24 protein-coding genes are annotated in these 24,366 nt (G+C 69.0%); 12 read left to right on the plus strand and 12 right to left on the minus strand.

Annotated elements, in window-relative coordinates; translation table 11 throughout:
- Positions 1-267: 267 nt before the first annotated feature.
- Both ACNI65_RS18700 and ACNI65_RS18705 read left to right on the plus strand, forming a co-directional pair.
- Positions 268-948 (plus strand): type 1 glutamine amidotransferase domain-containing protein, encoded by a 681-nt coding sequence (locus ACNI65_RS18700; protein ID WP_416758594.1) that lies wholly within the window; start codon positions 268-270, stop codon positions 946-948.
- Positions 945-1,247 (plus strand): putative quinol monooxygenase, encoded by a 303-nt coding sequence (locus ACNI65_RS18705; protein WP_416758596.1) that lies wholly within the window; start codon positions 945-947, stop codon positions 1,245-1,247. The genes ACNI65_RS18700 and ACNI65_RS18705 overlap by 4 nt, the downstream gene beginning before the upstream one ends.
- 51 nt (positions 1,248-1,298) lie before the next feature.
- On the opposite strand, the gene yddG is transcribed toward ACNI65_RS18705, so the two are convergent.
- The 8 genes from yddG to ACNI65_RS18745 all read right to left on the minus strand — a co-directional run bounded on the left by yddG (position 1,299) and on the right by ACNI65_RS18745 (position 8,408).
- The gene (gene yddG / locus ACNI65_RS18710) at positions 1,299-2,180 is read right to left on the minus strand and encodes an aromatic amino acid DMT transporter YddG (protein ID WP_416758598.1); all 882 of its coding nucleotides are present in this window, start codon (positions 2,178-2,180) and stop codon (positions 1,299-1,301) included.
- Between the two features lie 114 nt (positions 2,181-2,294).
- Entirely contained in the window at positions 2,295-2,513 is a 219-nt protein-coding gene (locus ACNI65_RS18715) for a hypothetical protein (protein WP_416758599.1), read from the minus strand.
- Positions 2,510-2,959, minus strand: a complete 450-nt coding sequence (locus ACNI65_RS18720) for a hypothetical protein (protein ID WP_416758601.1) — start codon at positions 2,957-2,959, stop codon at positions 2,510-2,512. Before ACNI65_RS18720 ends, ACNI65_RS18715 begins: the two co-directional genes overlap by 4 nt.
- Before the next feature lie 141 nt (positions 2,960-3,100).
- Complete coding sequence (locus ACNI65_RS18725) at positions 3,101-4,009, minus strand: family 16 glycosylhydrolase (RefSeq protein ID WP_416758603.1); 909 nt, start codon at positions 4,007-4,009, stop codon at positions 3,101-3,103.
- A gap of 14 nt (positions 4,010-4,023) precedes the next feature.
- Positions 4,024-5,307, minus strand: coding sequence for an ABC transporter substrate-binding protein (locus ACNI65_RS18730; protein ID WP_416758604.1), 1,284 nt, complete (start codon positions 5,305-5,307; stop codon positions 4,024-4,026).
- Positions 5,304-6,206, minus strand: coding sequence for an MOSC domain-containing protein (locus tag ACNI65_RS18735; RefSeq protein ID WP_416758605.1), 903 nt, complete (start codon positions 6,204-6,206; stop codon positions 5,304-5,306). Before ACNI65_RS18735 ends, ACNI65_RS18730 begins: the two co-directional genes overlap by 4 nt.
- 7 nt (positions 6,207-6,213) lie before the next feature.
- Complete coding sequence (locus ACNI65_RS18740; protein ID WP_416758607.1) at positions 6,214-7,587, minus strand: glycoside hydrolase family 30 protein; 1,374 nt, start codon at positions 7,585-7,587, stop codon at positions 6,214-6,216.
- A gap of 233 nt (positions 7,588-7,820) precedes the next feature.
- On the minus strand, positions 7,821-8,408 hold the full coding sequence (locus ACNI65_RS18745) for a hypothetical protein (RefSeq protein WP_416758608.1): 588 nt from the start codon (positions 8,406-8,408) through the stop codon (positions 7,821-7,823).
- Positions 8,409-8,497: 89 nt separating this feature from the next.
- Here ACNI65_RS18745 and ACNI65_RS18750 point away from each other — a divergent pair, with 89 nt between their 5' ends.
- The gene (locus ACNI65_RS18750) at positions 8,498-9,091 is read left to right on the plus strand and encodes a hypothetical protein (protein WP_416758609.1); all 594 of its coding nucleotides are present in this window, start codon (positions 8,498-8,500) and stop codon (positions 9,089-9,091) included.
- Between the two features lie 70 nt (positions 9,092-9,161).
- Here ACNI65_RS18750 and ACNI65_RS18755 read toward each other — a convergent pair whose 3' ends face one another.
- Positions 9,162-11,459: an aminotransferase class V-fold PLP-dependent enzyme gene (locus ACNI65_RS18755; protein ID WP_416758610.1), complete on the minus strand. Its 2,298-nt coding sequence runs from the start codon at positions 11,457-11,459 to the stop codon at positions 9,162-9,164.
- Between the two features lie 103 nt (positions 11,460-11,562).
- On the opposite strand from ACNI65_RS18755, the gene ACNI65_RS18760 reads away from it, so the two are divergent.
- Positions 11,563-12,024, plus strand: a complete 462-nt coding sequence (locus ACNI65_RS18760) for an Lrp/AsnC family transcriptional regulator (protein WP_416763653.1) — start codon at positions 11,563-11,565, stop codon at positions 12,022-12,024.
- A gap of 43 nt (positions 12,025-12,067) precedes the next feature.
- Here ACNI65_RS18760 and ACNI65_RS18765 read toward each other — a convergent pair whose 3' ends face one another.
- Positions 12,068-12,709 carry an NrsF family protein gene (locus tag ACNI65_RS18765; protein WP_416758612.1) on the minus strand — a complete coding sequence of 214 codons (642 nt, stop codon included), beginning with the start codon at positions 12,707-12,709 and terminating at the stop codon, positions 12,068-12,070.
- The gene (locus ACNI65_RS18770) at positions 12,706-13,269 is read right to left on the minus strand and encodes a sigma-70 family RNA polymerase sigma factor (RefSeq protein WP_416758614.1); all 564 of its coding nucleotides are present in this window, start codon (positions 13,267-13,269) and stop codon (positions 12,706-12,708) included. Before ACNI65_RS18770 ends, ACNI65_RS18765 begins: the two co-directional genes overlap by 4 nt.
- A gap of 166 nt (positions 13,270-13,435) precedes the next feature.
- Between ACNI65_RS18770 and ACNI65_RS18775 the strand changes: the two genes are divergently transcribed.
- The 8 genes from ACNI65_RS18775 to ACNI65_RS18810 all read left to right on the plus strand — a co-directional run bounded on the left by ACNI65_RS18775 (position 13,436) and on the right by ACNI65_RS18810 (position 23,095).
- On the plus strand, positions 13,436-13,714 hold the full coding sequence (locus tag ACNI65_RS18775) for a DUF2282 domain-containing protein (protein ID WP_416758615.1): 279 nt from the start codon (positions 13,436-13,438) through the stop codon (positions 13,712-13,714).
- Positions 13,715-13,727: 13 nt separating this feature from the next.
- The gene (locus ACNI65_RS18780; protein WP_416758617.1) at positions 13,728-14,675 is read left to right on the plus strand and encodes a DUF692 domain-containing protein; all 948 of its coding nucleotides are present in this window, start codon (positions 13,728-13,730) and stop codon (positions 14,673-14,675) included.
- Positions 14,672-15,451 carry a DNA-binding domain-containing protein gene (locus ACNI65_RS18785; protein WP_416758618.1) on the plus strand — a complete coding sequence of 260 codons (780 nt, stop codon included), beginning with the start codon at positions 14,672-14,674 and terminating at the stop codon, positions 15,449-15,451. The genes ACNI65_RS18780 and ACNI65_RS18785 overlap by 4 nt, the downstream gene beginning before the upstream one ends.
- Positions 15,448-15,933 carry a DoxX family protein gene (locus tag ACNI65_RS18790; protein ID WP_416758619.1) on the plus strand — a complete coding sequence of 162 codons (486 nt, stop codon included), beginning with the start codon at positions 15,448-15,450 and terminating at the stop codon, positions 15,931-15,933. Before ACNI65_RS18785 ends, ACNI65_RS18790 begins: the two co-directional genes overlap by 4 nt.
- 165 nt (positions 15,934-16,098) lie before the next feature.
- A complete protein-coding gene (gene groES / locus ACNI65_RS18795; protein WP_416758620.1) occupies positions 16,099-16,389 on the plus strand; it encodes a co-chaperone GroES in 291 nt (96 codons plus the stop codon).
- A 179-nt stretch (positions 16,390-16,568) separates the two neighbouring features.
- Entirely contained in the window at positions 16,569-18,206 is a 1,638-nt protein-coding gene (gene groL / locus ACNI65_RS18800; protein ID WP_416758621.1) for a chaperonin GroEL, read from the plus strand.
- Positions 18,207-18,546: 340 nt separating this feature from the next.
- Positions 18,547-20,622 (plus strand): DUF1631 family protein, encoded by a 2,076-nt coding sequence (locus ACNI65_RS18805; protein ID WP_416758622.1) that lies wholly within the window; start codon positions 18,547-18,549, stop codon positions 20,620-20,622.
- Positions 20,623-20,782: 160 nt separating this feature from the next.
- Positions 20,783-23,095 carry a patatin-like phospholipase family protein gene (locus ACNI65_RS18810; protein ID WP_416758623.1) on the plus strand — a complete coding sequence of 771 codons (2,313 nt, stop codon included), beginning with the start codon at positions 20,783-20,785 and terminating at the stop codon, positions 23,093-23,095.
- 84 nt (positions 23,096-23,179) lie between these two features.
- Here ACNI65_RS18810 and yihA read toward each other — a convergent pair whose 3' ends face one another.
- Complete coding sequence (yihA, locus tag ACNI65_RS18815; protein ID WP_416758624.1) at positions 23,180-24,157, minus strand: ribosome biogenesis GTP-binding protein YihA/YsxC; 978 nt, start codon at positions 24,155-24,157, stop codon at positions 23,180-23,182.
- Positions 24,158-24,366 lie beyond the last annotated feature (209 nt).

The following is a 24,366-nucleotide window of genomic DNA, read 5'->3' on the forward strand; positions in this document are numbered from 1 at the left end:
GCGGATGCTAACGCGCCGTCATGGCGCTCCCGTCGAGCCGGGCGCCCCTCGCTGCAACCAGGCGTTGCCATCGCGAGGCAGGCGCGCGGCGGTGTACACGCCGACGCCGAACTATTCATCAACTCGAATATCTGCTGTTCAACGAATAAATTTCATGAATTGAAGTCGAGCTCCCATCATTGCTTCACGACGTCGCGATGCCCTCCTCCCGAGGCGCCGACGAGCCTACCGACCGCCCGCGACGCGGGCACCGCCAAGGAGCTCACCATGACCGTCAAGCATGTCCTCTTCGTCCTGACCAACACGGCCCAGATCGGCCCGCAGCAGCGCCGCACCGGCTACTTCTTCGCCGAGGTCGCCCATCCCTGGGAGGTCCTCGACCACGCCGGCATCGCCGTGGAATTCGCGTCGCCGCTCGGCGGCACGCCGCCGGAAGACGCCTACGACGAGACCGATCCCGCGCAGCGCGCCTTCCGCGAAAGCGACGCCTTCCGCCGCATGGAGCGCAGCCGCAAGCTGTCGGAGATTGATGTCGCCGACTACGACGCGATCTTCTTCCCGGGTGGCCTCGGCCCGATGGGCGACATCGCCACCGATCCCGACGTCAAGCAAGCGGTGCTGCGCGCCTGGAACGCCGGCAAGATCGTCTCCGCCGTCTGCCACGGCCCGGTGGCCTTCGCGGGCGTGAAGCTCGAGGACGGCACGCCCTTCCTGAAGGGACGTCGCGTCACGTCCTTCTCGAATGCCGAGGAAGACGGCTACGCCAAGGCGGATGTGCCCTTCCTGCTCGAGAGCGCGCTCGTCGATGAGGGCGCGCGCTACGAGAAGGCGGGTCTGTGGGAAGCCAAGGTCGTCGTCGACGGCCGCTTGATGACGGGACAGAACCCGGCATCGGGCGCCCCGCTGGCGCGTGAGATCGTCACCGCGCTGAAGAGGGAGGCCGCATGAGCGCGGCGGGGCCCATCGTCGTCGTGGCCCGCTGGCGCATGCCGCCCGAGGCGGTGCCGCAGGTGCTCGCGCTCGCGGCCCAGGTGCGCGAGCTCAGCCTGGCTGAGCCCGGATGCCAACGCTACGAAGCCTTCCAGAGCGTCTCGACGCCCGGTGAGGTGCTGCTGCTGGAGCGCTACGCGGATCACGCGGCGATCGAGGCGCACCGCGCCACCGCGCACTACCAGGAGATCGTCGTGCAGCGCATCCTGCCGCTGCTGACGGGCCGTCAGGTGCAGCTGCTGCGCGAGGACGCGTGAACAAAGGGGCCGGGCGATCGGCCCCTTGTCATCTCGGAGGCGAGCAGGATTTCAGCGCCTGGATCCGATGCCTGCGAGCAAGGATCCGACCGCGACGAGCGCGGCGCCGCCCCAGAAGATGGGCGGCAGCGGCGCGGCGAGCAGCACCGACGCGAAGAGCGCGGACATCACCGGCGTGCCGTTGGCCGCGAGGCCGAGCACATGGATGTTGCCGCGCAGCACGCCGACGTTCCACAGCTGATAGGCCAGCGTCACCGCGGCGCTCGCCAGCGCGACCTGGATGACGATGTGCATCGACCAGTTCATCGGGGTGCGCTCGGTGTTGAGCGCGTGCACGATCCAGAAGCCGGCGGCGCTGAGCGCCATGAAGAACCACAGCGCGTTCTTGCCTTCCGCCATGTGCTTGGTGCAGGTGCTGTAGAGCGCCCACACGATCGCGCCGATGAAGGCGAGGCCGTAGCAGAGCGGGTTCTCCGCGGCGTTGTGGAAGAAGCGGCTGAGCGACAGTCCTTCCGGCGGCGAGGATGCGGTGACGACGCCGACGAAGGCGAGCGCGAGGCCGGCGAGGATGAGCGCGTTGAGCCGCTTGCCGCCTGCGATCGCTGAACACAGCACGGTGAGGCTGGGCCAGAGGTAGTTGACCATGCCGACCTCGATGGCCTCATGGCGCGAGCGCGCGAATCCCAGCGCGAGGACGAAGCACATCTCGTAGCCGACGAACAGGGCGGCGCCCAGCCAGAGGTAGCAACGCGGCAGCTCGCTCAGCGCGGTGCGCGTGGGCAGCAGGAGCAGCGCCGACAACGTGAACATGACGGCCGGCGCGCCCGTCCGCCCGAGGAACTCGATCGTGCTGCGGGTCACCCCGACGGAGGTACTCCAGAAGAGGATGGCGACCAGCCCAAGCAGCGTGGCGCCTTGGGTACTGCGGGACAAGCGGGGCTCTCGAAGGGTGGATGAGGACAGGAACACAGGCTCGCACCGCGACCCTGCATCACCTCGGAGTAGACCACCGCGAGGACGGCGTTCCCCGCCCGCATCGCACAGGCGTCAGACGTTCAGTTCGTCGAGGGGCACGCCGATCTCGCCTTCATTGGCCGCGTACTCGTCCTTCAAGTAGGCGAGGAACTGCGTCAACAGCACGTGATATTCCTCGTAATCAGCGCGATCCCGGAGCGTCTCGCTTCGAAGCAGGCCCTCGTGATACAGCACGGCATCGCGCACAGACTGCAAGAGCATCGGCGCCCAGGTGTTGGGGATGGAGATCATGCAGCTTCCTTCACCGCGTTCTTGGCAAGTTCATTGAGCAGGAGTTTGAACTGCTCGAGCGGCATGTCGAATGCCGGGGCGATCGTGTAATGGAACGCATCGAAGTTTGAATTGAAGCTGTCACGGACAACTGCCAAGCCTTCGGGCAGAACAGTTCCGGCGCTGATTCGATAGTACGACCAGTCCTTGCCCGTTGGGACGCCTGGCTTGTCAAAGGTGCTGACGCCTCGCGGCGCGTTCAGTACCGACACCCATTTGGTGCCGCCCCTCTTCGTGATCTCGATGTCAGCCGGCCGTCTGCGCCCGTTTGACAAGGTCATCGGCTCCTCGACGAAGTCGAACAGTGCGCCTCCGCGCTTCGCATTCAGCGCACGCCAGAGGTGGACCGGCACTCTACCTTCGAAGTAGCGGTCAAGCTGACCCTTCGCGAGGTAGACGTCCTTCAAGACTGTATGAGACATGAGCACCCTTGGAGGTTTCAGGATGCTCACCAGTATCGAAACGAGGCGAAATTTCGAAAGTGACCAAGGTCGTCCTTATGCCGCCTTCGCCGGGGTCATGGCTGACCGACTCCGCCTCGCGATGCTTCACCGCCCCTGCTGATACACCCTCACGAACTCCACCTCATAGCCGATGGGGAAGATCCGGTCGTCGATCTCGCCGCCGAGGTCCCCGCCGATCGCCAGGTTGAGGATCAGGAACTGCGGCTTGGCGAAGGGCCATTGCGCCGACCCCTTCCCCAGGTTCGGATACGCCGCATGCACCTGCCCGTCGATGCCGAAGCGCACCTCCTGCGGCGTCCACAACATCTGATACGTGTGGAAGCCGCTGCAGGCCGTCTTCAACACGCGGCCATCGCCGACGCCATGCCCGCCGTGCCCCGTCGTTGTGTGCACCGTGCTGAACACCCACTCCGGCTTCTGCCCCATGTGCTCCAGGATGTCGAGCTCGCCTGACGCCGGCCAGTCGCCCTGGCTGCCCAGCATCCAGATCGCCGGCCACGTGCCCTGCCCGCACGGCAGCTTCGCGCGGATCTCGAAGTAGCCGTAGGTCCACTCGGCCTTGCCCTTCGTGATCAGCCGCGTCGACGTGTACTGCTGCCCGCCCCAGTCCGGCAACGACGACATCGACTCCTTGCGCGCCGTGATCACCAGCTTGCCGTCGCGCACCGACGCGTTCTCCATGCGCGGGCCGGCGTAGTACTGCTTCTCGCGGTTGTGCCAACCCTGCTTGTTCATGCCGGTGTCGTACGCCCACCTGGACTCGTCGGGCAGGCCGTTGCGATCGAACTCGTCCGACCACACCAGCGTGTATCCCGCCGGCAAGCCGATCGGCCCGGACGCCGCGCCGTTCTTGCCCGTCGCGGTCTGTGCCGCTTGTGCCGCTTGTGCCGACACCGCGTCGCCTCCCAGCGCGGTCACGCCCGTCATCGCGGTCACCGCCAGCGCCGTCATCAGCGGCGTCGCGGACCAGCGCCGCGTCAATCGTTGTTTCATCCGCATCTTCCTTGTCATCGTTTCGCGCGCCGCGCCAGCAACTGCTCCGCATCCGCGAGCGCCGTCGGGATCGACTTCTGCCCGCGCAGCACCTTGTCGAGCTCGGTCTGCACGACCTCCTCGGCGAACTTGTTTTGCTTGTGCACCGGCTGCGCCGAGATCCGCAACGCGTCCTCGCGCCACAGCAGCCGCGCGCGCTGCCCGCCCAGGAAAGCCACCGGCTCGCTGAAGAACGGATCCTCGTGCACGTCGCGCAGCGCCGGGAACGCGTCATAGGCCTTGAAGGCCTGCAGCTGCCGCGCTGGATCCAGCGTCATCATCTGGATGAAGCGCCACGCGAGCAGCTTGCGCGACGGCGCCGACTTCCGCGCGATCGCGTAGAACGTGCCCCCATACGGCACCTGCGACCCACCGGGCAGCGACGACGCACGCCACAGCCCCTTGGTCTCCGGTGCGACGAAGGCGTTGAGCTGCCCGACCAGCCACGCGCCCGAAAGCTCCGTCGCCAGCCGGCCCTGCTTGAATCCCGCGCCCCAGTCGTTGGACCACGCCTGCACCTTCGCGTCCAGCCCCTTCTGCCGCGCGCGCAGCGCGACCTCGAAGGCGCGCTCGAAACGCGGTGAGTTCACCAGCACCCGCGAGTCGGTGTCGAAGTACACGCCCTCGCCCGGCTTCAGCCCATCGGCGATGAGGATGTCCTTGATCTCCTGCACGTTGGCGATCAGGTAGGCGTCGGTGCGCGCCTTGATGCGCTCGCCCGCGTCCACATAACGGTCCCAGCTGACGGTCAGCTCCTCCGGCGCCACGCCGGCCCGGCCCAGGATGTCCTGGCGATACAGCATCGTGCCGGGTCCGATGTCCGCGGGCATCGCGACGACCGCGCCGCTGCGCGCGATCGCCTGGTCGTAGGCATAGGGCACCAGCCGGGGACGGAAGGCCTCGATGCCGAATGGCGCCTGGCGCAGGTCCTCCAGACCACCCCCCTGCGCGAAGCGGCCGACGAAGCTCGACTCCAGCGCCATCACATCGGGCAGCCCGACCGCCGTCGACAAGGCCGTCGTCATCGCGGTGTGATGGTCGGAGTACTGCCGCATCAGGATGCGCAGCTCGACGTCGGGATGCATCGCCTGCCACGCCGGGATCGCCGCGCGGGCGATCTCGTCCATCAGCGGGAAGGCGGCGACCGTCAGCACCTCGCGCGTCTGCGCCAGCGCCGGCACCACCAGCACGCCGGACCACGCCGGCACCGTCATCGCCGCGAGCATCCCGCGGCGGCTCAAACCACGCGGCGCGCTCAAAAGTCCAGCTCCATCGTCAGCACGGTGCCTTCCTTCAACGAACCGCCGGACGGCGGCTGCAGGTAGACGCCGAAGCGAGACGCCAACCCGGGCCAGCGCTGCGCGCTGAGCGCGGCGATCGCGACCTCGATGCCGGACTGCACGTGGCCGGTGTCCGGATCGACGTTGGGCACGATGCAGCGCTCGCAAGCCGTGCGGTGGACGAGGCGCCGCCAGGTGCCCTCGCCGATCGCGTCGCCGTCCCGCCAGACCATCTGCATCACGTGTTCCTCGATGAAGGGCGGCAGCGGGTCCTGTGCCTCGCGCAGCACGAGATTGGGACGCAAACGCCGCGCATCCACCGGCGCACGCCCTTCAGCCGCCAGGCACTCGTTGAGCTCGACCACGGATCCCGTGGACACCGCATGCAGCGCGTTCGGACCGGTGCCCAGCCGCGAGCTCGGGTTCAGCTTGACCAGCCGCAGCTCCTCGCCGGTCAACTCGCGCAGGAACTGCGCCGCGAGCGCGCCGGCATCGCGCGCGTCATGCCCGACCATGCGGCCTTGCTCCGGGCTCCAGATCGACGCCGTGATCAACTCGCCCGCGGGCTCGCGCGAAAGCCGCAGCGGCTGCTGGCCCTCACCGCGCAACAGCAGCGCGTCGCCGAGCAGCTTCGGCTGCAGCAGCGCGAGCTTCGGATGCGAGCCCAGCCAGGCGAGCTCGCCCCGCGCGTCGACGACGGTCCATTCGCGGTCGCCTTCGATGCGGCCGTCGGCGTCGAAGCGAAGCTCGCTCACGCGCGCACCGGCGCAGGACTTCACCGGATAGACGTAGAGCGCGTCGACGCAGGCAGAGAGCGTCGAGGTCTCGACGATCGCGTCCGACGCCGAGGTCGAGTTCACGAACGCGACGCGGTCCATGACGATCTCAGCGCGGCAGCAGGTAGGTCGCGATGCAACGCGCCGGCAGCGACGCGACACCGGCCTGGCCGTCGATGCGCAGCGAGAAGCGATGCGCCCGCTCGCTGCGGTTCATCACGACGACGGCGATGCTGCCGTCCTCATTGATCGCGGCCGTGCATTCGAGGTCCTGGCTGCTCGCCGAGCACAGCACGCGATGCGCGCCGGGCCGGATGAAGCGGCTGAAGTGGCCGAGGTAGTCGTAGGAGCTCTGCGGCATCAGCCGGTTCTGCTCACGGTCCGCGAGCATCGGCGCGCTGCAAAGGTTGCCGACGTGGTTGGGTCCGCCGGTCTCGTCCAGCAGCAGGTTCCAGTCGATCCAGCCCACCGTCCAGCGGTTGAGGTCGTTGAGGATGCTGCGTCCGTAGCGCTCGCCCGTCGCCCACGAGCCGATGTGCGGCCCGCCCTCCTGGCAGCCCTCGGTGAACAGCAGCTGCTTGTCGGGATAGGCGTCGTGCAGCAGGCCGACGTGATCGAAGTGGTCCTCGACGTACCAGTGGAAGCCGCAGCCCCACACGTACTTCGCGGCCTCGGGGTCCGAGTACACGACATCGGCGCGTTGCACCATCTGGTCGCGGTTGTGGTCCCAGATCACGACCTTGATGCGTTCAAGCCCGGCCGCGTGCAGCGCGGGGCCGAGGTGGTCGCGGACGAAGTCGCGTTCCTCCTCGGCGCTGTAGACGCAGGAATCCCAGCGCTGCACGGCATCGGGTTCGTTCTGCACGGACACGCCCCAGATGGGCACGCCCTCGGCCTCATAGGCCTGGATGAACTTCACGTAGCACTGGGCCCAGGCCTTGGCGTAACGCGGCAGCAGCTTGCCGCCGTTGTTCATCTCGCCGTTGGTCTTCATCCAGGGCGGCGGACTCCACGGCGACACGAGCAGCTTCATCGGTCCGGGCGCGACCTTCATCGCGGCCTGGATCATCGGCAGCAGCGCGCGGCGGTCGCGATCGATGTTGAAGTGCGTCAGCGCCTCGTCGCCGGGGACTTCCGCGTGGGCGTAGTTGCCCAGCGAGAAGTCGCAGCTGTTCATGTGGACGCGGTTGAAGGTGTAGCCGTGGCCGGCGCTCGCGTCGAAGTAGGCCCGCAGCAGCGCGTTGGCTTCCGCGGGCGGGAGCTTCTGCCAGGTGGTGGCGGCGGCCTCGGTGAACGCGCCGCCAAAGCCCTCGATGCGCTGGAAGCGTCTGGCGCTGTTGACGACCAGCTTGGACATGCCGGCGATGGCCGGATCGGCCATCAGCGCGGCCACCGGCTGCAGATCCAGCGGCGGCTGCGGCGCGAGCCGCGTCGCGCTCGCCAGGTCCGCGCCCTTGGCGGACAGCGTCCATCCGAGGGACACGCTGGCGCGTCCCGTCCTTGTCTCCGTCATCGCTGTGCCCTTATGTCCTGCGCGCTTATGAAAGCGCTTTCAGGATCCGAGCATAGAGGCAGTCCGCGTGACGGTCAATCGGTAGCAAACACCCTCGCCCGCGGAGCGGGAGAGGGCGGGGGGTGAGGGCTCGTGGCAGTCAGAGGATCACTTGACCGGATACGCCTTGCGCAGCGCCTCGTACTGCGCCTTGGTGATGGGCATCATCGACCCATGCCGCAGCTGCGCGGGCATCTCGAAGCGATCCCACTCCTTGCGTCGCGAGTTGCCCAGACCTCCACCCACGGCCCTTCGAGCCTCGGCGCCATCGACAGCCCATACCCCGCCCCCGCGTACTGCTCGTAATACAGGTACCAGTCGATCCCATTGGGCGCGCGCACCAGCGTCGGTGCCTCGCGGAATGCCGGGCTCAGCGCGGGACCCGGCTCGGGATACGGCCCCAGCAGCTCCTTCGCGCAGCTCATGCGGATTGTCTTGCCTGTCGTCCAGATGTACGACGGATAACGCTCGTCCTTCACCACCGCGCAGTACCCGCCCTCGGGATTGGCGATCAGGAACGTATCGATCGTCGCGATCTCCCACGAGAACAAGCGCTTGGGCGCCGTCTGGAAACGACGCAGGTCCGGAGAAACTGCGTAGAGCGTGCGCTGGCTCGACCAGTAGCGCTCGGGATCCTCCGGCACGCCGGGCACCGTGGCCGTGTGCCACAGCACGACGAACTGGTTGGACGGCTTGTCGAAATAGAGCTTGGGCGCGCCGATGCGCTGCATCGCATTCGGCAGGCCGGCCACCTGCGACAGGTCCGGCCGGTAGGTGCCGAAGGCTGTATTCCGACGAGACCGACGGCACCGCGGCTGGCGTCTCGCAGACGCTCAAGCTGATGAGCACCGCGGACGGCACCACCTGGACCGCGCCGCGCGTGATCGCCGCGGCGGTCAAGCCCTCGGACCGGCCCGGCATGGCGGTGACCAGCCGCCTGGGCGATGGCAGCTACCTGCTGAGCTACGAGCACTGCAGCACCGCCGGACTGGCTTGCCGCGTCGCGTTCAAGCGCTCGGCGGATGGCCTGGACTGGGGCGACGCGGCCGTGCGCGGCGAGGAGCCCAAGGCCGCCGACGGCCGCTACTTCCGCCACGCGCCGACGCAAGTCTGGCTGCCCGCGCGGCAGCGGCTGGCGCTGGTCGGGCAGATCCTGTTCACCGCGGCCGGTCAGGTCGACGCGGCGGGCAACGGCGGCACGGTCTTCCTGAGCTCGACCGCCGACGGCAGCGGCCCGTGGACGGCGATGGCCGCACCGTTGAAGGTGCTCAATCCGCCGGCGGCGACGAACTGGTGCCAGAACTACTCGTCGCCGATGCAGCCCAGCGCCGATGGCAGCAAGCTGATCATGCTGGTCAGCGACTTCGAGCTCGACGCGCGCGGTCAGCAGGTCTGCCGCACGCGCTTCGCCAGCGCGGCCGTGCCGGCGCCCTGAGCGCTCCGGCTCAGATCGAGCACCAGCACGCGCGTCTGGGCGCGCGACGGATCGCCCGTCAGATCACTCCTCAGATCGCGATCGCGTCGAAGGAGGTGGTCACCGCGCGCGCGCCCGGCCACAGGGCCAGCCCGCCGGCCAGGCTCCAGGCCTGATCGTGGCCCAGGCGGCGCAGCGCCCGCGCCGCCTGCGCGCTGCGGTTGCCGCTGCGGCAGAAGAAGACCACCGGCGTGTGCGCCGGCAACGCGCGCCAGCGCGGCAGCGCGTTGACCAGCGCCGACAGCGGCACCGCCTCGGGCGAGAGCTCCTCGGTGGGGCTCATGCGGGCCTCGTAGGCCTCGCGCACGTCGACCAGCACCGGGGTCGCGCCGCGGTCCCGCAGCAGCGCCTCCAGGCTCGCCACGTCGAGCTCGACCCGCTCGCCCGCTCTCGTGCACGCGACCCGCGCGCCGCAGGCCATGGTCTGGTACTCGGTCGGCGCGAGGTCATGTTCCAGCACGCCCTTGCCGATCGCGAAGGCCTCGGCGCTCAGGCGGCCCTTGAGCACGCCGTCCAGCAGCGGCTGGGCCGCGCACTCGACGGCCAGCGTCGTGGCGAAGCGGTCGTCGTAATCGTGGCCCGGCAGCAGCAGGCCGTGCGGACCGACGTTTCTCTCCAGCGTCTTGAGCGAGGGCCCGAAGGCCTGGGGCGCGCTCTGCGTGAAATCGCTGCGGCCCAGCGCGCCGGGCATCACCGTGTCACCGACGAAGGCCGCCAGGAGCTCCCCGCCGGCATGCAGCAGGTAGGCGGTGGAGTCGGCCGTGTGGCCGGGAATCGCCAGCCGCGACAGCCGATGCGCGCCCAGCGCGAGCACCTCGCTGCCCAGCGGCCAGCCCAGCGCATCGACGCGCTCGGGCCAGGCTTCCTCGGCGAGTTGCGCGGGCAAGGCGTCGCGCAAGGCCTGCGCGGACGAGGCGTGGTCGCCGTGGCTGTGCGTGTCCAGCACCGCGGCCAGTGTCAGCGCGCGACATCGCAGCCATTGCGTCAAGGTGCCGGTGAGCTCCGGCAGCGGATCCACGACGACGCATCGGCCGCTGTCGGCATCGGTCACCACGTAGCAGCAGGCGCCGTCGACGGTGAAGCGGGTGAGCAGGTCCGGGCGCTGCGGCACCGACGTGCCGGTCGCGTCGGCGGACACGCGCTCGGAGGCCGGCGTCTGGCAGGTCGCGCGCAGCGATTCGCCGCAGGCGCGCAGGCGACGGCAGGCCTCGTTGATCGTGGCGTCGGCATCGGCGGCGCCGAAGGACAGCCGCACCGCCGAGGCGGCGCGCCAGGCGGGCAGGCCCATCGCCTGCAGCACGTAGCTGGGCGCGGCCTTCGCCGCCCCGCAGGCGGAGCCGCCGCTGACGCGCAGCCCGGCCGCGTCGAACAGGTCCAGCAGCAGCTTGGCGCCCAGCCCCGGCACGGACACATTGAGCGTGGTCGGCAGGCTGATATCGAACGGCGCGTTGAAGACGACGCCGGGGAAGGCCTCGCGCAGCGCGTCGGCCAGGCGCTGGCGGCGGTCCAGCAGCTGGCTCAGCGAGGCGAAGGTGCCCCCGCCCTCCAGCGCGTCCAGCACGGCGCCCAGCGCGGCGATGCCGGCCATGTTCTCGGTGCCCGAGCGCAGCGCGCCTTCCTGTCCACCGCCGGCCATCAGCGGGGTGAAGGGCGCGCCCTCGCGGACGTAGAGCATGCCAATGCCCTTGGGCGCATAGAGCTTGTGGCCGGAGAACGGCGCGTAGTCGATGGCGCGTTCGCCGAGCTGCAGCGGCAGCTTGCCCAGCGCCTGGACGCCGTCGACCAGCCACAGCGCGCCGCTGCCGCGCAACGCGTCGGCGATGCCGTCGAGGTCGCTGATGACGCCGGTCTCGTTGTTGGCGGCCATCGTGCAGACGAGTCCGGCGCTGGCGGCGTGCGCGCGCAGCCAGACGAGGTCATGGCGGCCGTCCTGGCCGACCGGGATGGCGACGACCTCCCGGTCCAGGCCCAGCAGCGCGTTCCAGTGCTTGAGCGCCTCGGGCACCGCCTTGTGCTCGGTGGCGCCGTAGAGCAGCCGCGCCGGCAGGGCTTCACCGGCGAGCTGGCGCCGACGCAGCGCGGTCAGCGCGGAGAGGACGGCGGTCTGGATGCCCTCGGTGGCGCCGGAGGTGAAGAGCAACTGCCCGGTGGGCGCGCCCAGCACGCGGCGCGCGGTGGCGCGGACCTCGTCGAGCCGGGCACGGGCCTTCAGCCCGCTGCCGTGGATGCTGCTCGGGTTCCCGAAGGCATCCGCCATCACGGACAGCGCGGCATCGCGGGCCTGCGGCAGGACGGGGGTGGTGGCGTTGGCGTCGAGATAGATTTCCATGGGCGTCGATTGTCAGAAGTCGCCCTTGGAATCCACATGCAAAATCCGCCTTTCCTTTGCCAGTTTCGGCAAATGGATTCCATGGATGACCGACATGACGAAACTGGATTCCATCGACCGCAAGATCCTGCAGGTGTTGCAGCAGGACGCCTCGGTCCAGGTCAGCGACCTGGCGGCGGAGGTGGGGCTGTCGACGACGCCCTGCTGGCGGCGGGTGCAGCGGCTCAAGGAAGCGGGCGTGATCACGCGCAACGTGATGCTGGTGGATCCGAAGAAGGTGAACGTCGGGGTGACGGTGTTCGTGTCGGTGCGGGCGAAGGAGCACTCGCAGGCCTGGTTCGACCAGTTCCGCGCGGCGGTCGAGGTGATCCCCGAGGTGGTCGAGTTCTACCGGATGAGCGGCGACGTGGATTACCTGCTCCGCGTGGTGGTGCCCGACATCGCGGCCTACGACCAGGTCTACCGTCGGCTGATCGCCGGGACGCAGCTGTCGGATGTCAGCTCCAGCTTCGCGATGGAGGAGCTGAAGTTCACGACGGCGTTGCCGTTGTCCTATCTGCCGTGACGTCTCCCCTGAGACAGCCCGTGCGATATCTCGTGAGCCCCGCTCACCATCTCAGCCACGATCTGCCCGCCCACGCGCCGAGCGCCGCGGACATGCCCATGCCGAGCACGTACCAGATCGCCACGAACGGCGCGGCCATCTCGGGGCAGTGCAGCGCGTAGACACAAGCGCCCACCGCGCCGGCCAGCCAGCCCGCCGCCGCGCCGGTCAGTACCGGTCTGGTCGGCGCCAGGCCTCTCAAGGCCCACAGCAGCGCCGCTCCGATCGGGAGCGAGGTCGCGGTCACGTTGAACACGCAGGTGCGCCAGGTCGAGCCCAGCACCAGCGGCATCCGCGCCTGCGGTTCGGCCATCCACAGCACCGCCGCCGCCCAGATCCAGAGCAGCGACACCGGCAGCCACACGCCCAGCCACCAGCCGTTCATGCGCGCGCCCGGGTGCCCGAGCCGGAACACCACGATCAGCCCGGTCGCCGCGACCGCCAGCGGCATCGCCACCTTCTGCCAGAACGCGGGCGTCGCCATCACCTGCCCCAGGTCGGCACGAATGCCGAAGGCGGTCTGCACCCAGGCCAGCGCGAGCAGCACGCCGATCACCAGCGCGATCGCGAATCGACGCTCGCCCACGCGGGTCGGCACCGGGCTGGCGTCTCGCGCGAGCATGCCGATCAAGTCCTCGGTCTTCATGTCATGTCCTTCCACAGGCGCGCCAGCGCCTTGAGCCCGCGGTGCACGCCCACCTTCACCGCCGATTCGCTCATGCCCGTCAGCCGCGCCGTCTCCTGCACCGACAAGCCTTCCAGCTTGGTGTGCAGGATGGGCAGCCGCTGATTCGTCGGCAGCTGTTCCAGCATCCGGCCCAGATCGCGGCGCGAGTCGCCCGCCTCCTGGTCCGAGGTCGCGAACACGGCGAGCTCGTCATCCAGCGGCTCGTTCAGCGCCTCGTGCCGCTCGCGCCGTCGCCACAGGTCCACGAGCTTGTAGCGCGCCACCGCATGCACCCAGGCGGTCAGCGGCTCCCCGCGCCGGTAGCTCTGGCGTTGCGCGTGCACCGCCATCAGCGTCTCTTGAACCAGGTCCTCAACCTCGTCGGGCAGCTGCTGCAGCCGCCGCCGGAAGTACCCGCGAAGCAAGGCGCTCAGGCGGTCCAGGAAGCGGCGGTAGGCCACCGCATCCCCATCCAGCCCGGCCAGGAAAAGCTCGTGCAACTCGTGTTCTGTCGCGATCACGAGGTCTATTCGCGTCATGGGGTCGAAAGGTTACAGGGGCGCCGAGAAATTCTTTCGACAGATTTTTCCGTTCGCTGTAACCCCCGGCCTCGCCGCTGCGAACTAGCTCTCGAGACGCCGCAGGAACCTGCCTCGGCGTTCTCCTCACAACCGCAAACTCATTCAACCGCACAAGGAGTGCCCCATGAAGACGACCACCCTGAGCCTGGCCCTCGTGACCCTGACCGCCCTCTCCGCCAGCGCGATGGCCCAGGACGCCAAGCCCGCCGCCGCCGAGAAGGAACGCTGCTACGGCGTGGCGATGGCCGGCAAGAACGACTGCGCCGCCGGGCCCGGCACCACCTGCGCCGGCACGGCCAAGATGGATTACCAGGCCAATGCCTGGAAGTACGTCCCCGCCGGCACCTGCACGACGATCAAGACGCCCAAGGGCATGGGCTCGCTGTCGGCGATGAAGTCCTGATCGGCGCACGGCCATGAGCACCCCGCTGGGCGCGGGGCTGGGCTTCAAGCCCGAGTTCGCCGAGGACGCGCTGAACGCGCGCGATCGGGGGCTCTGGTTCGAGGTCCATCCCGAGAACTACCTCGTCGCGGGCGGCCCGCGCCTGGCGCTGCTCGAGACGCTGCGCGCGAGCCATCCGGTATCGCTGCATGGCGTGTCGATGTCGCTGGCCGGCATCGAGCCGCCGGATGCCGATCACCTGCGCCGGCTCGCGGCGCTGGTCGACCGCGTGCAACCGGTGCTGGTGTCCGAGCACCTGGCGTGGAGCCGCTTCGGCGGCGGCTACGCGCCGGACCTGCTGCCGGTCCCGCGGACGACCGAGTCGCTGCGCCGCCTGGTCGGCAACATCCAGCGCCTGCAGGACGCGCTGCGACGTCGTGTGGCCATCGAGAACCCCAGCCACTACCTGCAACTGGATCACGACTGGGACGAGGTCGAGTTCCTGCACGAGCTGGTGCGGCGCACCGGCTGCGGGCTGCTGGTCGACGTGAACAACCTGGCCGTGTCCGCGCGCAATGTCGGACTGGACGCGTCCGCCTGGGTCGACGCGGTCGACAGCGCGGCGGTGATGGAGATCCACATCGCCGGTCATCGCCCCGACGGGGACGCGTCGACCGGTCTGTGGATCGACAGCCACGACGCGCCCGTCTCAGCCCCGGTCTGGGCGCTGCTGGAGCGCTTGACCGCGCGCATGGGCCCGCGCCCGACGCTGCTCGAGCGTGATGCCAAGCTGCCATCGTTCGAAGAACTCGTCGCCGAGCGCGCCATCGCGCAACGGGTCCTGGACCACGCCACCGATCCAGGGCGCGATGCGGGAGGCGATGCGAAAAGCGATGCGAAAAGCGATGCGGGAAACGATGCCGCGCTCGCCCGGTCGCCGTTTCTGCCCTTCGACCTCAGACGCGAGGAGAGCCTCACATGACGCTCGCCAGCTTCCAGGAAGACTTCTGGCGGGCGCTGTGGATCCCGCCACGCGAGGGCGCACCCATCGACGCGTGGCCGCCCGCGAACCAACCCGGCTTCGCCGTCTATCGCAACACGGTGCTGTCGGGATGCGTGGACGCGCTGGTGTCGTTGTATCCCGCGGTCCATCGATTGGCGGGGGAGGCCTGGATGCGCGCGGTCGCGATGGAATTCGCGCAAGCGAGCCCGCCCTCCGCAGGGGAACTTCAGCATTACGGCGACGGTTTCCCGGACCTTGTCGAGCGCGTCACCGCCGATGGCGACGTCCCCTGGCTCGCCGATGTCGCCCGGCTGGACCGCGGCTGGAACCACAGCCACGTCGCCGCGGACGGGCCGGTCCTGGACCTGCCAACGCTCGCCCGCCAGGACGCGGACCGTCTGTCCACGATGCGGCTCAGACCTCATCCCGCCACCCGCTGGTTCACAAGCGCGGACTGGCCCGCCTTCAGCCTCTGGCAGGCCGCCCGCACCGACGGTGCCGACCCGAACCCGCCGCATTGGCACGGTCAATCCAGCTTGCTGACTCGCCCTGACGGCGCGGTCATCGCCTGCGAGATCAGCCCGGCCGCGCTCGCCCTGCTCCACTGCTGCGCCGCGGACACCGCGCTGGGCGAGGCCCTCGACACGGTCCAGGCCCGCTTCACCGACGCCGACATCGGCGCCGAGCTCGCCCGGCTCCTCCAACAGGGCGCGTTCCTGCGCCCACCCGCCTTCATCACGGAGTCCACATCATGAACACGCTCTCCAGCACCTCGACGCGCACCCGCCCCGGTTCCGCCCGCTGGTCCGCCCTCCTCGCCTGGCTGGATCGCCTGATCTCGCACGACCTCATCGCGCTGGCCAGCCGGTTCAGCATCGCCGGCGTGTTCTGGCTTTCCGGCCGGACCAAGGTCGAAGGCTGGTTCACGCTGACCGACACCACCTTCCTGCTCTTCCGCCAGGATTACGCGCTGCCGCTGATCCCGCCCGAGATCGCCGCCTACCTGGCCACGACCGCGGAACACGTCCTGCCGATCCTTCTGGTGCTGGGCCTGTTCACTCGCTTCGCCGCGCTCGGCGTGCTCGGCATGACGGCGGTGATCCAGTTCCTGGTGTACCCCTCGGCTTGGCCCACCCACCTGAGCTGGGCCGCGCCCATGCTTTACCTGCTCGGGCGGGGGCCCGGACGCTGGTCGCTGGACCACGTCGCCGGGTGGGATGTCCGCCGCAACCCTTGAAACGTCAAAAGCGGTCCATATAATCTCCTGCTAGCACTCGCGAAGGTCGAGTGCTAACAAGCCCCACGGCCTGGGTCGCGGGGCTTACTTCTTGTGAGGGGGCTGGCCGGTGCGATCCACGCACGGCGGGCCCTGACAGCAAGTCCGCACAGTCAAGGAGATCTGATGAAACTGCGTCCTCTGCACGATCGCGTGATCGTTAAGCGCCTGGAAAACGAAACCAAGACAGCCTCCGGCATCGTCATCCCCGACAACGCCGCCGAGAAGCCCGACCAGGGCGAGGTGCTGGCAGTCGGCCCGGGCAAGCGCAACGACAAGGGTGAATTCGTCGCCCTGAACGTCGCCGTCGGCGACCGCGTCCTTTTCGGCAAGTACAGCGGCCAGTCCGTCAAGGTCGATGGCGAAGAGCTGCTGGTGATGCGCGAGGAAGACCTCTTCGCCGTCATCGCCAAGTAAAGCTACTGCGCGGCACGCTGGCGTCGTCGGGCGGTGCTCGGGATCCTCACGTACCCAAGTACGTTCCGGTCCCTCCGCTCCTGCCTCCTAGCCCGCGCACCGCTCGCTACGCTTTCCTCGGCAATGACCTGAGCGTCAGCGTGGCAGCAAATTCATAGTCAGATTTCGGAGAAATTCTCATGGCAGCAAAAGACGTGGTCTTCGGCGGCGAAGCCCGTGCCCGCATGGTCGAAGGCGTGAACATCCTGGCCAACGCGGTCAAGGTCACCCTGGGCCCCAAGGGTCGCAACGTGGTCCTGGAGCGCTCCTTCGGCGCCCCCACCGTGACCAAGGACGGCGTGTCCGTCGCCAAGGAAATCGAGCTCAAGGACAAGCTCCAGAACATGGGCGCCCAGATGGTCAAGGAAGTCGCTTCCAAGACCTCGGACAACGCCGGTGACGGCACCACCACCGCCACCGTGCTGGCCCAGGCCATCGTCCGCGAAGGCATGAAGTACGTGGCCGCGGGCATGAACCCGATGGACCTGAAGCGCGGTATCGACAAGGCCGTAGCGGCCCTGGTCGCCCAGCTGAAGGCCGCCTCCAAGGCCACCACGACCTCCAAGGAAATCGCCCAGGTCGGCACCATCTCCGCCAACTCCGACGCGGACGTCGGCGAGATCATCGCCAAGGCGATGGACAAGGTCGGCAAGGAAGGCGTCATCACCGTCGAAGACGGCAAGAGCCTGGAAAACGAACTCGACATCGTCGAGGGCATGCAGTTCGACCGCGGCTACCTGTCGCCGTACTTCATCAACAACCCGGAAAAGCAGTCGGCGATCCTGGACAACCCGTTTGTCCTGCTCTACGACAAGAAGATCAGCAACATCCGTGACCTGCTGCCGACGCTGGAAGCCGTCGCCAAGTCGGGCCGCCCGCTGCTGATCATTGCTGAAGAAGTCGACGGCGAAGCGCTGGCCACGCTGGTGGTCAACACCATCCGCGGCATCCTGAAGGTCGTCGCCGTGAAGGCCCCGGGCTTCGGCGACCGCCGCAAGGCCATGCTGGAAGACATCGCCATCCTGACCGGCGGCAAGGTCATCGCCGAGGAAGTCGGCATGTCGCTGGAGAAGGTCACGCTGGCTGACCTGGGCCAGGCCAAGCGCGTCGAAGTGGGCAAGGAAAACACCACCGTCATCGACGGCAACGGTTCCGCCGGCGACATCGAAGCGCGCGTCAAGCAGATCCGCGTCCAGATCGAGGAAGCCACCAGCGATTACGACCGCGAGAAGCTGCAAGAGCGCGTGGCCAAGCTGGCCGGTGGCGTCGCCGTCATCAAGGTCGGTGCCGCCACCGAAGTCGAGATGAAGGAAAAGAAGGCCCGTGTCGAAGACGCGCTGCACGCCACCCGTGCCGCCGTTGAAGAAGGCATCGTGGCTGGCGGCGGCGTCGCGCTGCTGCGCGCCCGTCAGGCCGCTGGCACCATCAAGGGCGACAACGCCGACCAGGACGCCGGCATCAAGCTGATCCTGAAGGCCATCGAAGCCCCGCTGCGCGAGATCGTCTACAACGCCGGCGAGGAATCGTCGGTCGTCGTGAACAGCGTGCTGGCCGGTTCGGGCAACCACGGCTACAACGCGGCCAACGGCACGTATGGCGACATGATCGAGATGGGCATCCTGGACCCGACCAAGGTCACCCGCACCGCCCTGCAGAACGCCGCTTCCGTGGCGTCGCTGATGCTGACGACCGAGTGCATGGTCGCCGAAGCACCGAAGGACGAGTCCGCCGGCCCGGCCATGCCCGGCGGCATGGGCGGCATGGGCATGGACATGTAAGGTCCGGCCGAGCCCGATGACCGGCGCCCGGCGCCGGTCGTCATCGCTCACCAGAAAGGGGTCGCTTCGGCGACCCCTTTTTTCATGGCCGCGCGCTGCGGGTGTGCACGGAGCCGTGGACCTGTTTCTCTTGGATACGCTTTGGGCGTCCGCCTTGCCCGCTGGCGGTGCGTGAATCGCCCAGAATCGTTGGCGCCCCGCTCGTCGGACCTCGGTCCGGCCATCACGCTTTCCCCAGTCCGCACGGCCCCGTGCCCCAGGGGATGTCACCTGAATCGGGGGCGACCATAATGCGGCTGACAACTTGTCACAAATGATGGTCCAAGCGTCTTCGCTCTCATTGCAAACCCTGGTCGACGAGGCCCTGGCCCACGCGCCCTCGCTGGCGCATGGGCTGTACAACGGCCTTCAGGACGAACTCAAGAGCCGCCTCGAATACCACCAGTTGCTGGCGGGGTGGTCGAAGCGCCGCGCGAGCTTCGCCGCCGACTTCGAGGCCTCGCTGTCCCGGCTGCTGGCCATCGCCCGCGACGGCGGCGATCCGATCCAGCGCGACAAGGCGCCGGCGCGTGCCTCGGGCGGCGACTTCTCGTTCAGCTTGGTCGACGAGGGCCAGGCGCTCAAGGACGTGGCGCTGTCGCATGTGATCACGGCGATCGAGGACCAGTCCCGCGCCGAGCTCCACCAGCTGGGCAACTTCTTCGCGGCGCTGCGCGGCATCGCCCGCCCGTTGAAGAACGACAACCCGCTGCGGGCCGCGCTGTTCGCGCATGCGCTCTCGCGCGCGGTCGAGGGCGTGGACCTGGACGCGGAGGGCCGTTACGCGCTGATGCGCGTGGCCGCGCTGCCGCTGGCCACACACCTGCAGCCGGTCTACGCCTCGCTGTGTCAGAGCCTGCGTCAGGCGCAGATCAGCGGCATGCTGACCAGCCATGGCGCGGCGCTGAAGGAATCGGACCTGCGCCAGCGCCAGTTCAAGAGCATCACCGAGGCCCCCGCGCCGAAGGCGACGCTGGACCAGGTCGCGCTGAAGCTCGACCTGATGAACACGCGCGCCGCCGAGCTCGGCCCCGCACGCGGGCAGCCGCTGGTTGCGGGATCGGGGTCGGGATCGGGATCGGGATCGACGTCCGCACCGCCTCGGCTGGGTCCGGGCGTCGGCGCGCCGGGCACCGACCTGCTGTCGCGCCTGTACGACCAGATCCTGGCCGACGACAGCCTGCAGCCGCCGCTCAAGGTGTTGATGGGCCGCCTGCAGGTGGCGATCGTGCGCCTGTCCAAGACGGACGCGACGCTGCTGCGCCGCCAGGACCATCCGACCTGGCAGTTGCTGAACCGCATCGCCGCGCACGGCGCCGGCTTCCAGCGTGCCGACGACGCCGAGCTCAAGAGCTTCCTGCAGTTCCTCGAACGCGTGATCCAGCCGCTGCTGGACAGCGCCCATCCGGCGGCGATGCAGTTCCAGCAGGCGCTGACCGAGGTCGACGCGCACATCCGCGCCCAGGCCGAGGCCCGCGGCCAGCGCAGCGCCGTGGCGCTGGAGCGCCTGGACCGCGAGCAGCAGCGCCAGGAATGGCAGCGGATGCTGCGCGACCAGCTTCAGCATCAGCTCGACGACGCCCGTGCGGGCAAGCTGATGAGACGCTTCCTGCTCGGCCCCTGGGTCGAGGTCATCGCGCAGGCGATGGTCCAGCACGGCCGCGACGCGGTGGAGCCGCAGACCTACATCGAACTGGTGGACGCGCTGTTGAACAGCGTGTCGCCGCAACCGGATGAAGCCGCTCGCCAGCGCCTGCGCGGCCAGTTGCCGGACCTGGTCCGCGCGCTGGAACGCGGCATGGACGCGATCGCGTTGCCGCCGATGCAGCGTCAGACCTTCCTGGATGAACTGATGCGCCAGCACGGCCGCGTGCTGCGCGGCCTGCCGGCGGTCGAGGAACCGGCCGTGCCGGCGCCTCCGGCCCCTCGCCGCCCGGCGCTCACGCCCGAGGAGCTGCTCCAGCAGCTGCTCGACGAGCGCGAATCGCAACTGCCCTCGCGCTGGGCGCATGAGCGCGTGGACCGCGGCCAGTTGCCGACGGTGCCGGTGGCGCTGTACAGCGAGGAACATTCGCCGCACGCGCGGGCCGCGCTCCAGGATTGGATGGCCGGGCTGCAGATCGGCGGCTGGTACCACCTGTTCCTGCAGAGCGAATGGATCACCGCGCAGATCGCGTGGATCAGCGACAGCCGGCAGATGTTCCTCTTCGTCGGCCAGATGCCGGACGAGCGCCATTCGATGACGCGCGGCGCGCTCGAGCAGCTCGTGGCCAACGGCCTGATCACGCAGCTCGAGGACGCGCCGCTGCTGCAGCGCGCCATCGGCACGCTGATGCTGGACCTGGACCGCGCCCCACCCAACGGCAACGACCGCTGACGCCCACGGGCCGGGCACCTGCCCGGCCGTTGCGGCACCGCTGAACGGCGCTTGAATCCGGCAAGGGGCTCCTGCTGGTCAGGCTGCTTCAGGTCACAATGCGCCCGCCTCGCGCCATCGCCGCGGGGCTGCTTCGTTGTCCCGACGCTCCATGCCCGCCGTGTTCCGAGTCCTCCGTTCCTCGCGCGTCCTCGCGCTGCCGCTGATCGCCGCCTTCTCGCTGTCGGCGGTCCAGGCCCAGACCGTGCCGCCCAATCCGGCGCCCGGCCGGACCGTGGCCACGCCCGCCGCCGATCAGGCCCAGCGCCCGCGGCTCGGGCTCGTACTGTCGGGTGGCGGCGCGCGCGGCCTGGCGCATGTGGGTGTGCTCAAGGTGCTGGAGCGCGAGCGCATCCCGGTGGACATCGTCACCGGCACGTCCATGGGCGCCATCATCGGCGGCCTGTACGCGAGCGGCATGACCGCCGACGACCTCGACCGCGAGCTCTCGCGCATCGCCTGGGACCGGCTCTTCGCCAGCCGCGTCGACCGCCAGGACCTGTCGCAGCGCCGCAAGGAGGAGGACTTCGAGTTCTCCGCGACGATCGAATTCGGTCTGCGCGACGGCGAGGTCCGCGTGCCCACCGGCACCTTGTCCAGCCGGGGACTGGAGGCGCTGCTGCGCCGGCTCACGCTGCCGGTGCGCAACGTCCGCCAGTTCGATCAGTTGCCCACGCCCTTCCGCGCGGTCGCCACCGACATGGAGAACGGCCGCGAGCGCGTCCTGGCCGAAGGCGATCTCGCGCTGGCGCTGCGCTCCAGCATGAGCGTGCCGGGCGTGTTCGCGCCGGTCGAATGGGAAGACCGCATCCTGGGCGACGGTGGCCTGGTCAACAACCTGCCCGTGGACGTCGCGAGGGAGATGGGCGCCACCCGGCTGATCGCCGTCAACGTCGGCACCCCGGTGGGCGGCCGCGAGACGCTGAACTCGCTGATCGGACTGACGGCGCAGATGATCAACATCCTGACCGAGCAGAACGTGCAGCGCTCCATCGCCAGCATGTCCGCCGGGGAAGACCTGCTGATCACGCCGCAGCTCGGCAAGCTGACGTCGGGCGACTTCGACAAGGTCAAGGCGCTCATCCGCGCCGGCGAGGAAGCGGCCGAGGCGCTGCTCCCGCAGCTGCGCGCCTACGCGGTCGACGACAAGACCTACGCCGACTGGCAGATCGCGCGCATCGGCACGAAGGCGCCGGGCGTGTTCATCACGGCGGTGAAGTTCGAGGGCTCGGACAACACCAATCCCGAGCGCTTCCGCAGCCAGCTGGAATCCAGGCCCGGGCAGCCCTTCAACAACGAGACGGCGGAGCGCGACATGCGTTTCCTGTCCTCCAGCGGCGACTACAACCGCGTGGACTATCACGTCGAGCAACGCCCCGACGGCGAGACGCTGGTCTTCAACATGGAGGACAAGCCCTGGGGCCCCAACTATTTCCGCGTCGGCATGGACCTGTCGACCGACTCCGGCGGCGACAGCTTCTTCAACCTGCGGCTGAGCCACAACCGCCACTGGCTGACCGACAAGGGCACCGAGTGGCGCAACCAGGTCACGATCGGCGAGACGCCGCGCCTGTACACCGAGCTCTACCACCCGCTGGGGCTCAAGCTGGGCGTGGCCGATGACTGGTTCGTGAGCGGCTGGGCCGAGGCCAACCAGCGCAAGCAGATCGTCTATGACGACAACGACCCGGACAACGCCAGCCTGGGTCAGGCCCGGCTGGTGCGGCGCGACGCGGCGATCGGCTTCGACCTGGGTCAGCCCTGGGGCCGCTGGGGCGAGGTGCGCCTGGGGGTGCTGAGCCAGATCCGGCATGCGCGGCCGGACCTGATCACCGTGGCCACGCCGGCCATGGGCCAGCTGCGATGGACCAGCTACGAGCGCGGCTTCCGGCTGCGCACGGTGGTGGACCAGCTCGATTACGCGAACTTCCCGCAGCACGGCTATCGCTTCACCGCGGAGGCCCAGGGCGGCCGGCAGGACAACCGCAACCTGGCCAGCGGACGTTTCCTGCGCCTGAACATGGACGGCAACCTGGTGCGCAGCTTCGGCGGTCACACGGTCAGCCTGTACGCGCGCGCGGTGGCCTCGCAGCAGCCGGACGATACGGGACTGGGCGGCTACACGCTGGGGGGCTTCCATCAGCTGTCGGGCTACAACCCGAACCAGCTCAGCGGCAACTCGCTGCTGTTCACGCGGGCGACCTACTACCGGCGGCTCAACGACAACCCGTTCCTGTCACGCGGCTTCTTCGTCGGCGGCACGCTGGAGGCGGGCAACACCTGGCTCTCGCGCCGAGACATCAGCGTCAAGGACATGCGCTACGCGAGCAGCATCTTCCTGGGATCGGACACTGGGCTCGGTCCGCTGTACGTCGGCATCGGCTACGCGCCCAAGGGCGGCACGGCGTTCTACGTCTTCATCGGCCGGCCGTGAATCACAAGGGGCCCGAATGGCCCCCTCGCCCGCGCAGCGGCGGGAGAGGGCAAGGGCTAGGGGCGGTCCTGGACTTGAGAGGCCTCAGGCCTGACAGGCGTCATCCGACGCCGCTTCATCCTCGCCCTCATCCTCTTCCGAGTACGGGGCGCGCGGCTCCGCGTGGGCCCAGTCGTAGATGACCTCGGCGACGTCCTCGAGGCCCTGCTTGCTCAGCGCCGAGAACAGGGTGATGCCGATGTCCGAGTCCTCGGTCGCCAGGACGGCGATGTCCTTCTGGACCTGCGCGAGGATGGCCGCGCCTTCCTTGCGGTTGAGCTTGTCGGCCTTGGTCAGCACGACCAGCAGGCTGACCTCGCCGGCGGTGACGCGGTCGGAGACGAACTCCAGCAGCTGCTTGTCCAGGTCGGTCAGGCCCAGCCGCGAATCCACCATCAGCACGACGCCCGACAGCGACTCGCGCTGGCTCAGGTAATCGGCCATCACGCGCTGCCAGCGCAGCTTCGCGTCGCGTGCCACGGCGGCGTAGCCGTAACCGGGCAGGTCGGCGAACAACGCGTCGGGCGCGTCGCGCGGTCCCACCGCGAACAGATTGATGTGTTGCGTGCGGCCCGGCGTCTTGGACGCGAAGGCCAGGCGCTTCTGCTGCGCCAGCGTGTTCACCGCGGTGGACTTGCCGGCGTTGGAACGTCCGACGAACGCGATCTCCGGCAGCCGGCGTGGCGCCAGGTCTTGGGCGAGCGCCTCGCCCTCGCCGGCCAGCGCCGAGCCTTCGTCGCCCTCGGGCGCGCCGACGTCGGCGTCATCGAGGAACTCGTCGTCCAGGTCGTCCGCCTCGGCCTGCGCGGCTTCGCGCGCCTTGGCGTCCTCGGGCAGCACGCCGTTGACCGGCAGGTGCCGGAGCTGGCTGGCGGTGGTCAGGAAGCGCGCTGTGTGGGTCCAGGCCAACGCCCGCTTGCCCGGGGTCAGCGCTTCGGTGCTGACGAGCTTGGGCGGCGGGGGCAGGCCTTGCGCCTTGGCCTTCTCGGTGGCCTTGGCGCGCGCCTTGGCGGCGGCGCGCATGCCGGTTTTCCCAGGGCCCTGCTTGGGCGGTTGCTTCTTCTTGGGGGCTCCCGCGCGCCCCGCGACACGGCCTGCGGGTTTCCCTGGGGCCGAAGAGGCGGGTTTCTTGTTGGAATCGGTCATCGCGCTGCGGGGCTCAAAAGAGGTGCCATTGTAAGATCCCGCGCTTGCGCCCACCCGACCCTCAACAATTCATGAAGACTGCCGCT

The sequence above is a fragment of the Roseateles sp. So40a genome (assembly GCF_048081605.1).
Taxonomy (GTDB): Bacteria; Pseudomonadota; Gammaproteobacteria; order Burkholderiales; family Burkholderiaceae_C; genus Roseateles.

What these genes read in the sequence shown, in the direction of transcription:
- ACNI65_RS18780 (WP_416758617.1), top strand. Translation starts at nt 13,728, where the DNA reads ATGAGCACCCCGCTGGGCGCGGGGCTGGGCTTCAAGCCCGAGTTCGCC.
- ACNI65_RS18735 (WP_416758605.1), bottom strand. Translation starts at nt 6,206, where the DNA reads ATGGACCGCGTCGCGTTCGTGAACTCGACCTCGGCGTCGGACGCGATC.
- ACNI65_RS18750 (WP_416758609.1), top strand. Translation starts at nt 8,498, where the DNA reads ATGAGCACCGCGGACGGCACCACCTGGACCGCGCCGCGCGTGATCGCC.
- ACNI65_RS18755 (WP_416758610.1), bottom strand. Translation starts at nt 11,459, where the DNA reads ATGGAAATCTATCTCGACGCCAACGCCACCACCCCCGTCCTGCCGCAG.
- ACNI65_RS18715 (WP_416758599.1), bottom strand. Translation starts at nt 2,513, where the DNA reads ATGATCTCCATCCCCAACACCTGGGCGCCGATGCTCTTGCAGTCTGTG.
- groES (WP_416758620.1), top strand. Translation starts at nt 16,099, where the DNA reads ATGAAACTGCGTCCTCTGCACGATCGCGTGATCGTTAAGCGCCTGGAA.
- ACNI65_RS18705 (WP_416758596.1), top strand. Translation starts at nt 945, where the DNA reads ATGAGCGCGGCGGGGCCCATCGTCGTCGTGGCCCGCTGGCGCATGCCG.
- yihA (WP_416758624.1), bottom strand. Translation starts at nt 24,157, where the DNA reads ATGCGCGCCGCCGCCAAGGCGCGCGCCAAGGCCACCGAGAAGGCCAAG.
- ACNI65_RS18770 (WP_416758614.1), bottom strand. Translation starts at nt 13,269, where the DNA reads ATGACGCGAATAGACCTCGTGATCGCGACAGAACACGAGTTGCACGAG.
- groL (WP_416758621.1), top strand. Translation starts at nt 16,569, where the DNA reads ATGGCAGCAAAAGACGTGGTCTTCGGCGGCGAAGCCCGTGCCCGCATG.
- ACNI65_RS18785 (WP_416758618.1), top strand. Translation starts at nt 14,672, where the DNA reads ATGACGCTCGCCAGCTTCCAGGAAGACTTCTGGCGGGCGCTGTGGATC.
- ACNI65_RS18725 (WP_416758603.1), bottom strand. Translation starts at nt 4,009, where the DNA reads ATGAAACAACGATTGACGCGGCGCTGGTCCGCGACGCCGCTGATGACG.
- ACNI65_RS18765 (WP_416758612.1), bottom strand. Translation starts at nt 12,709, where the DNA reads ATGAAGACCGAGGACTTGATCGGCATGCTCGCGCGAGACGCCAGCCCG.
- ACNI65_RS18700 (WP_416758594.1), top strand. Translation starts at nt 268, where the DNA reads ATGACCGTCAAGCATGTCCTCTTCGTCCTGACCAACACGGCCCAGATC.
- ACNI65_RS18790 (WP_416758619.1), top strand. Translation starts at nt 15,448, where the DNA reads ATGAACACGCTCTCCAGCACCTCGACGCGCACCCGCCCCGGTTCCGCC.
- ACNI65_RS18775 (WP_416758615.1), top strand. Translation starts at nt 13,436, where the DNA reads ATGAAGACGACCACCCTGAGCCTGGCCCTCGTGACCCTGACCGCCCTC.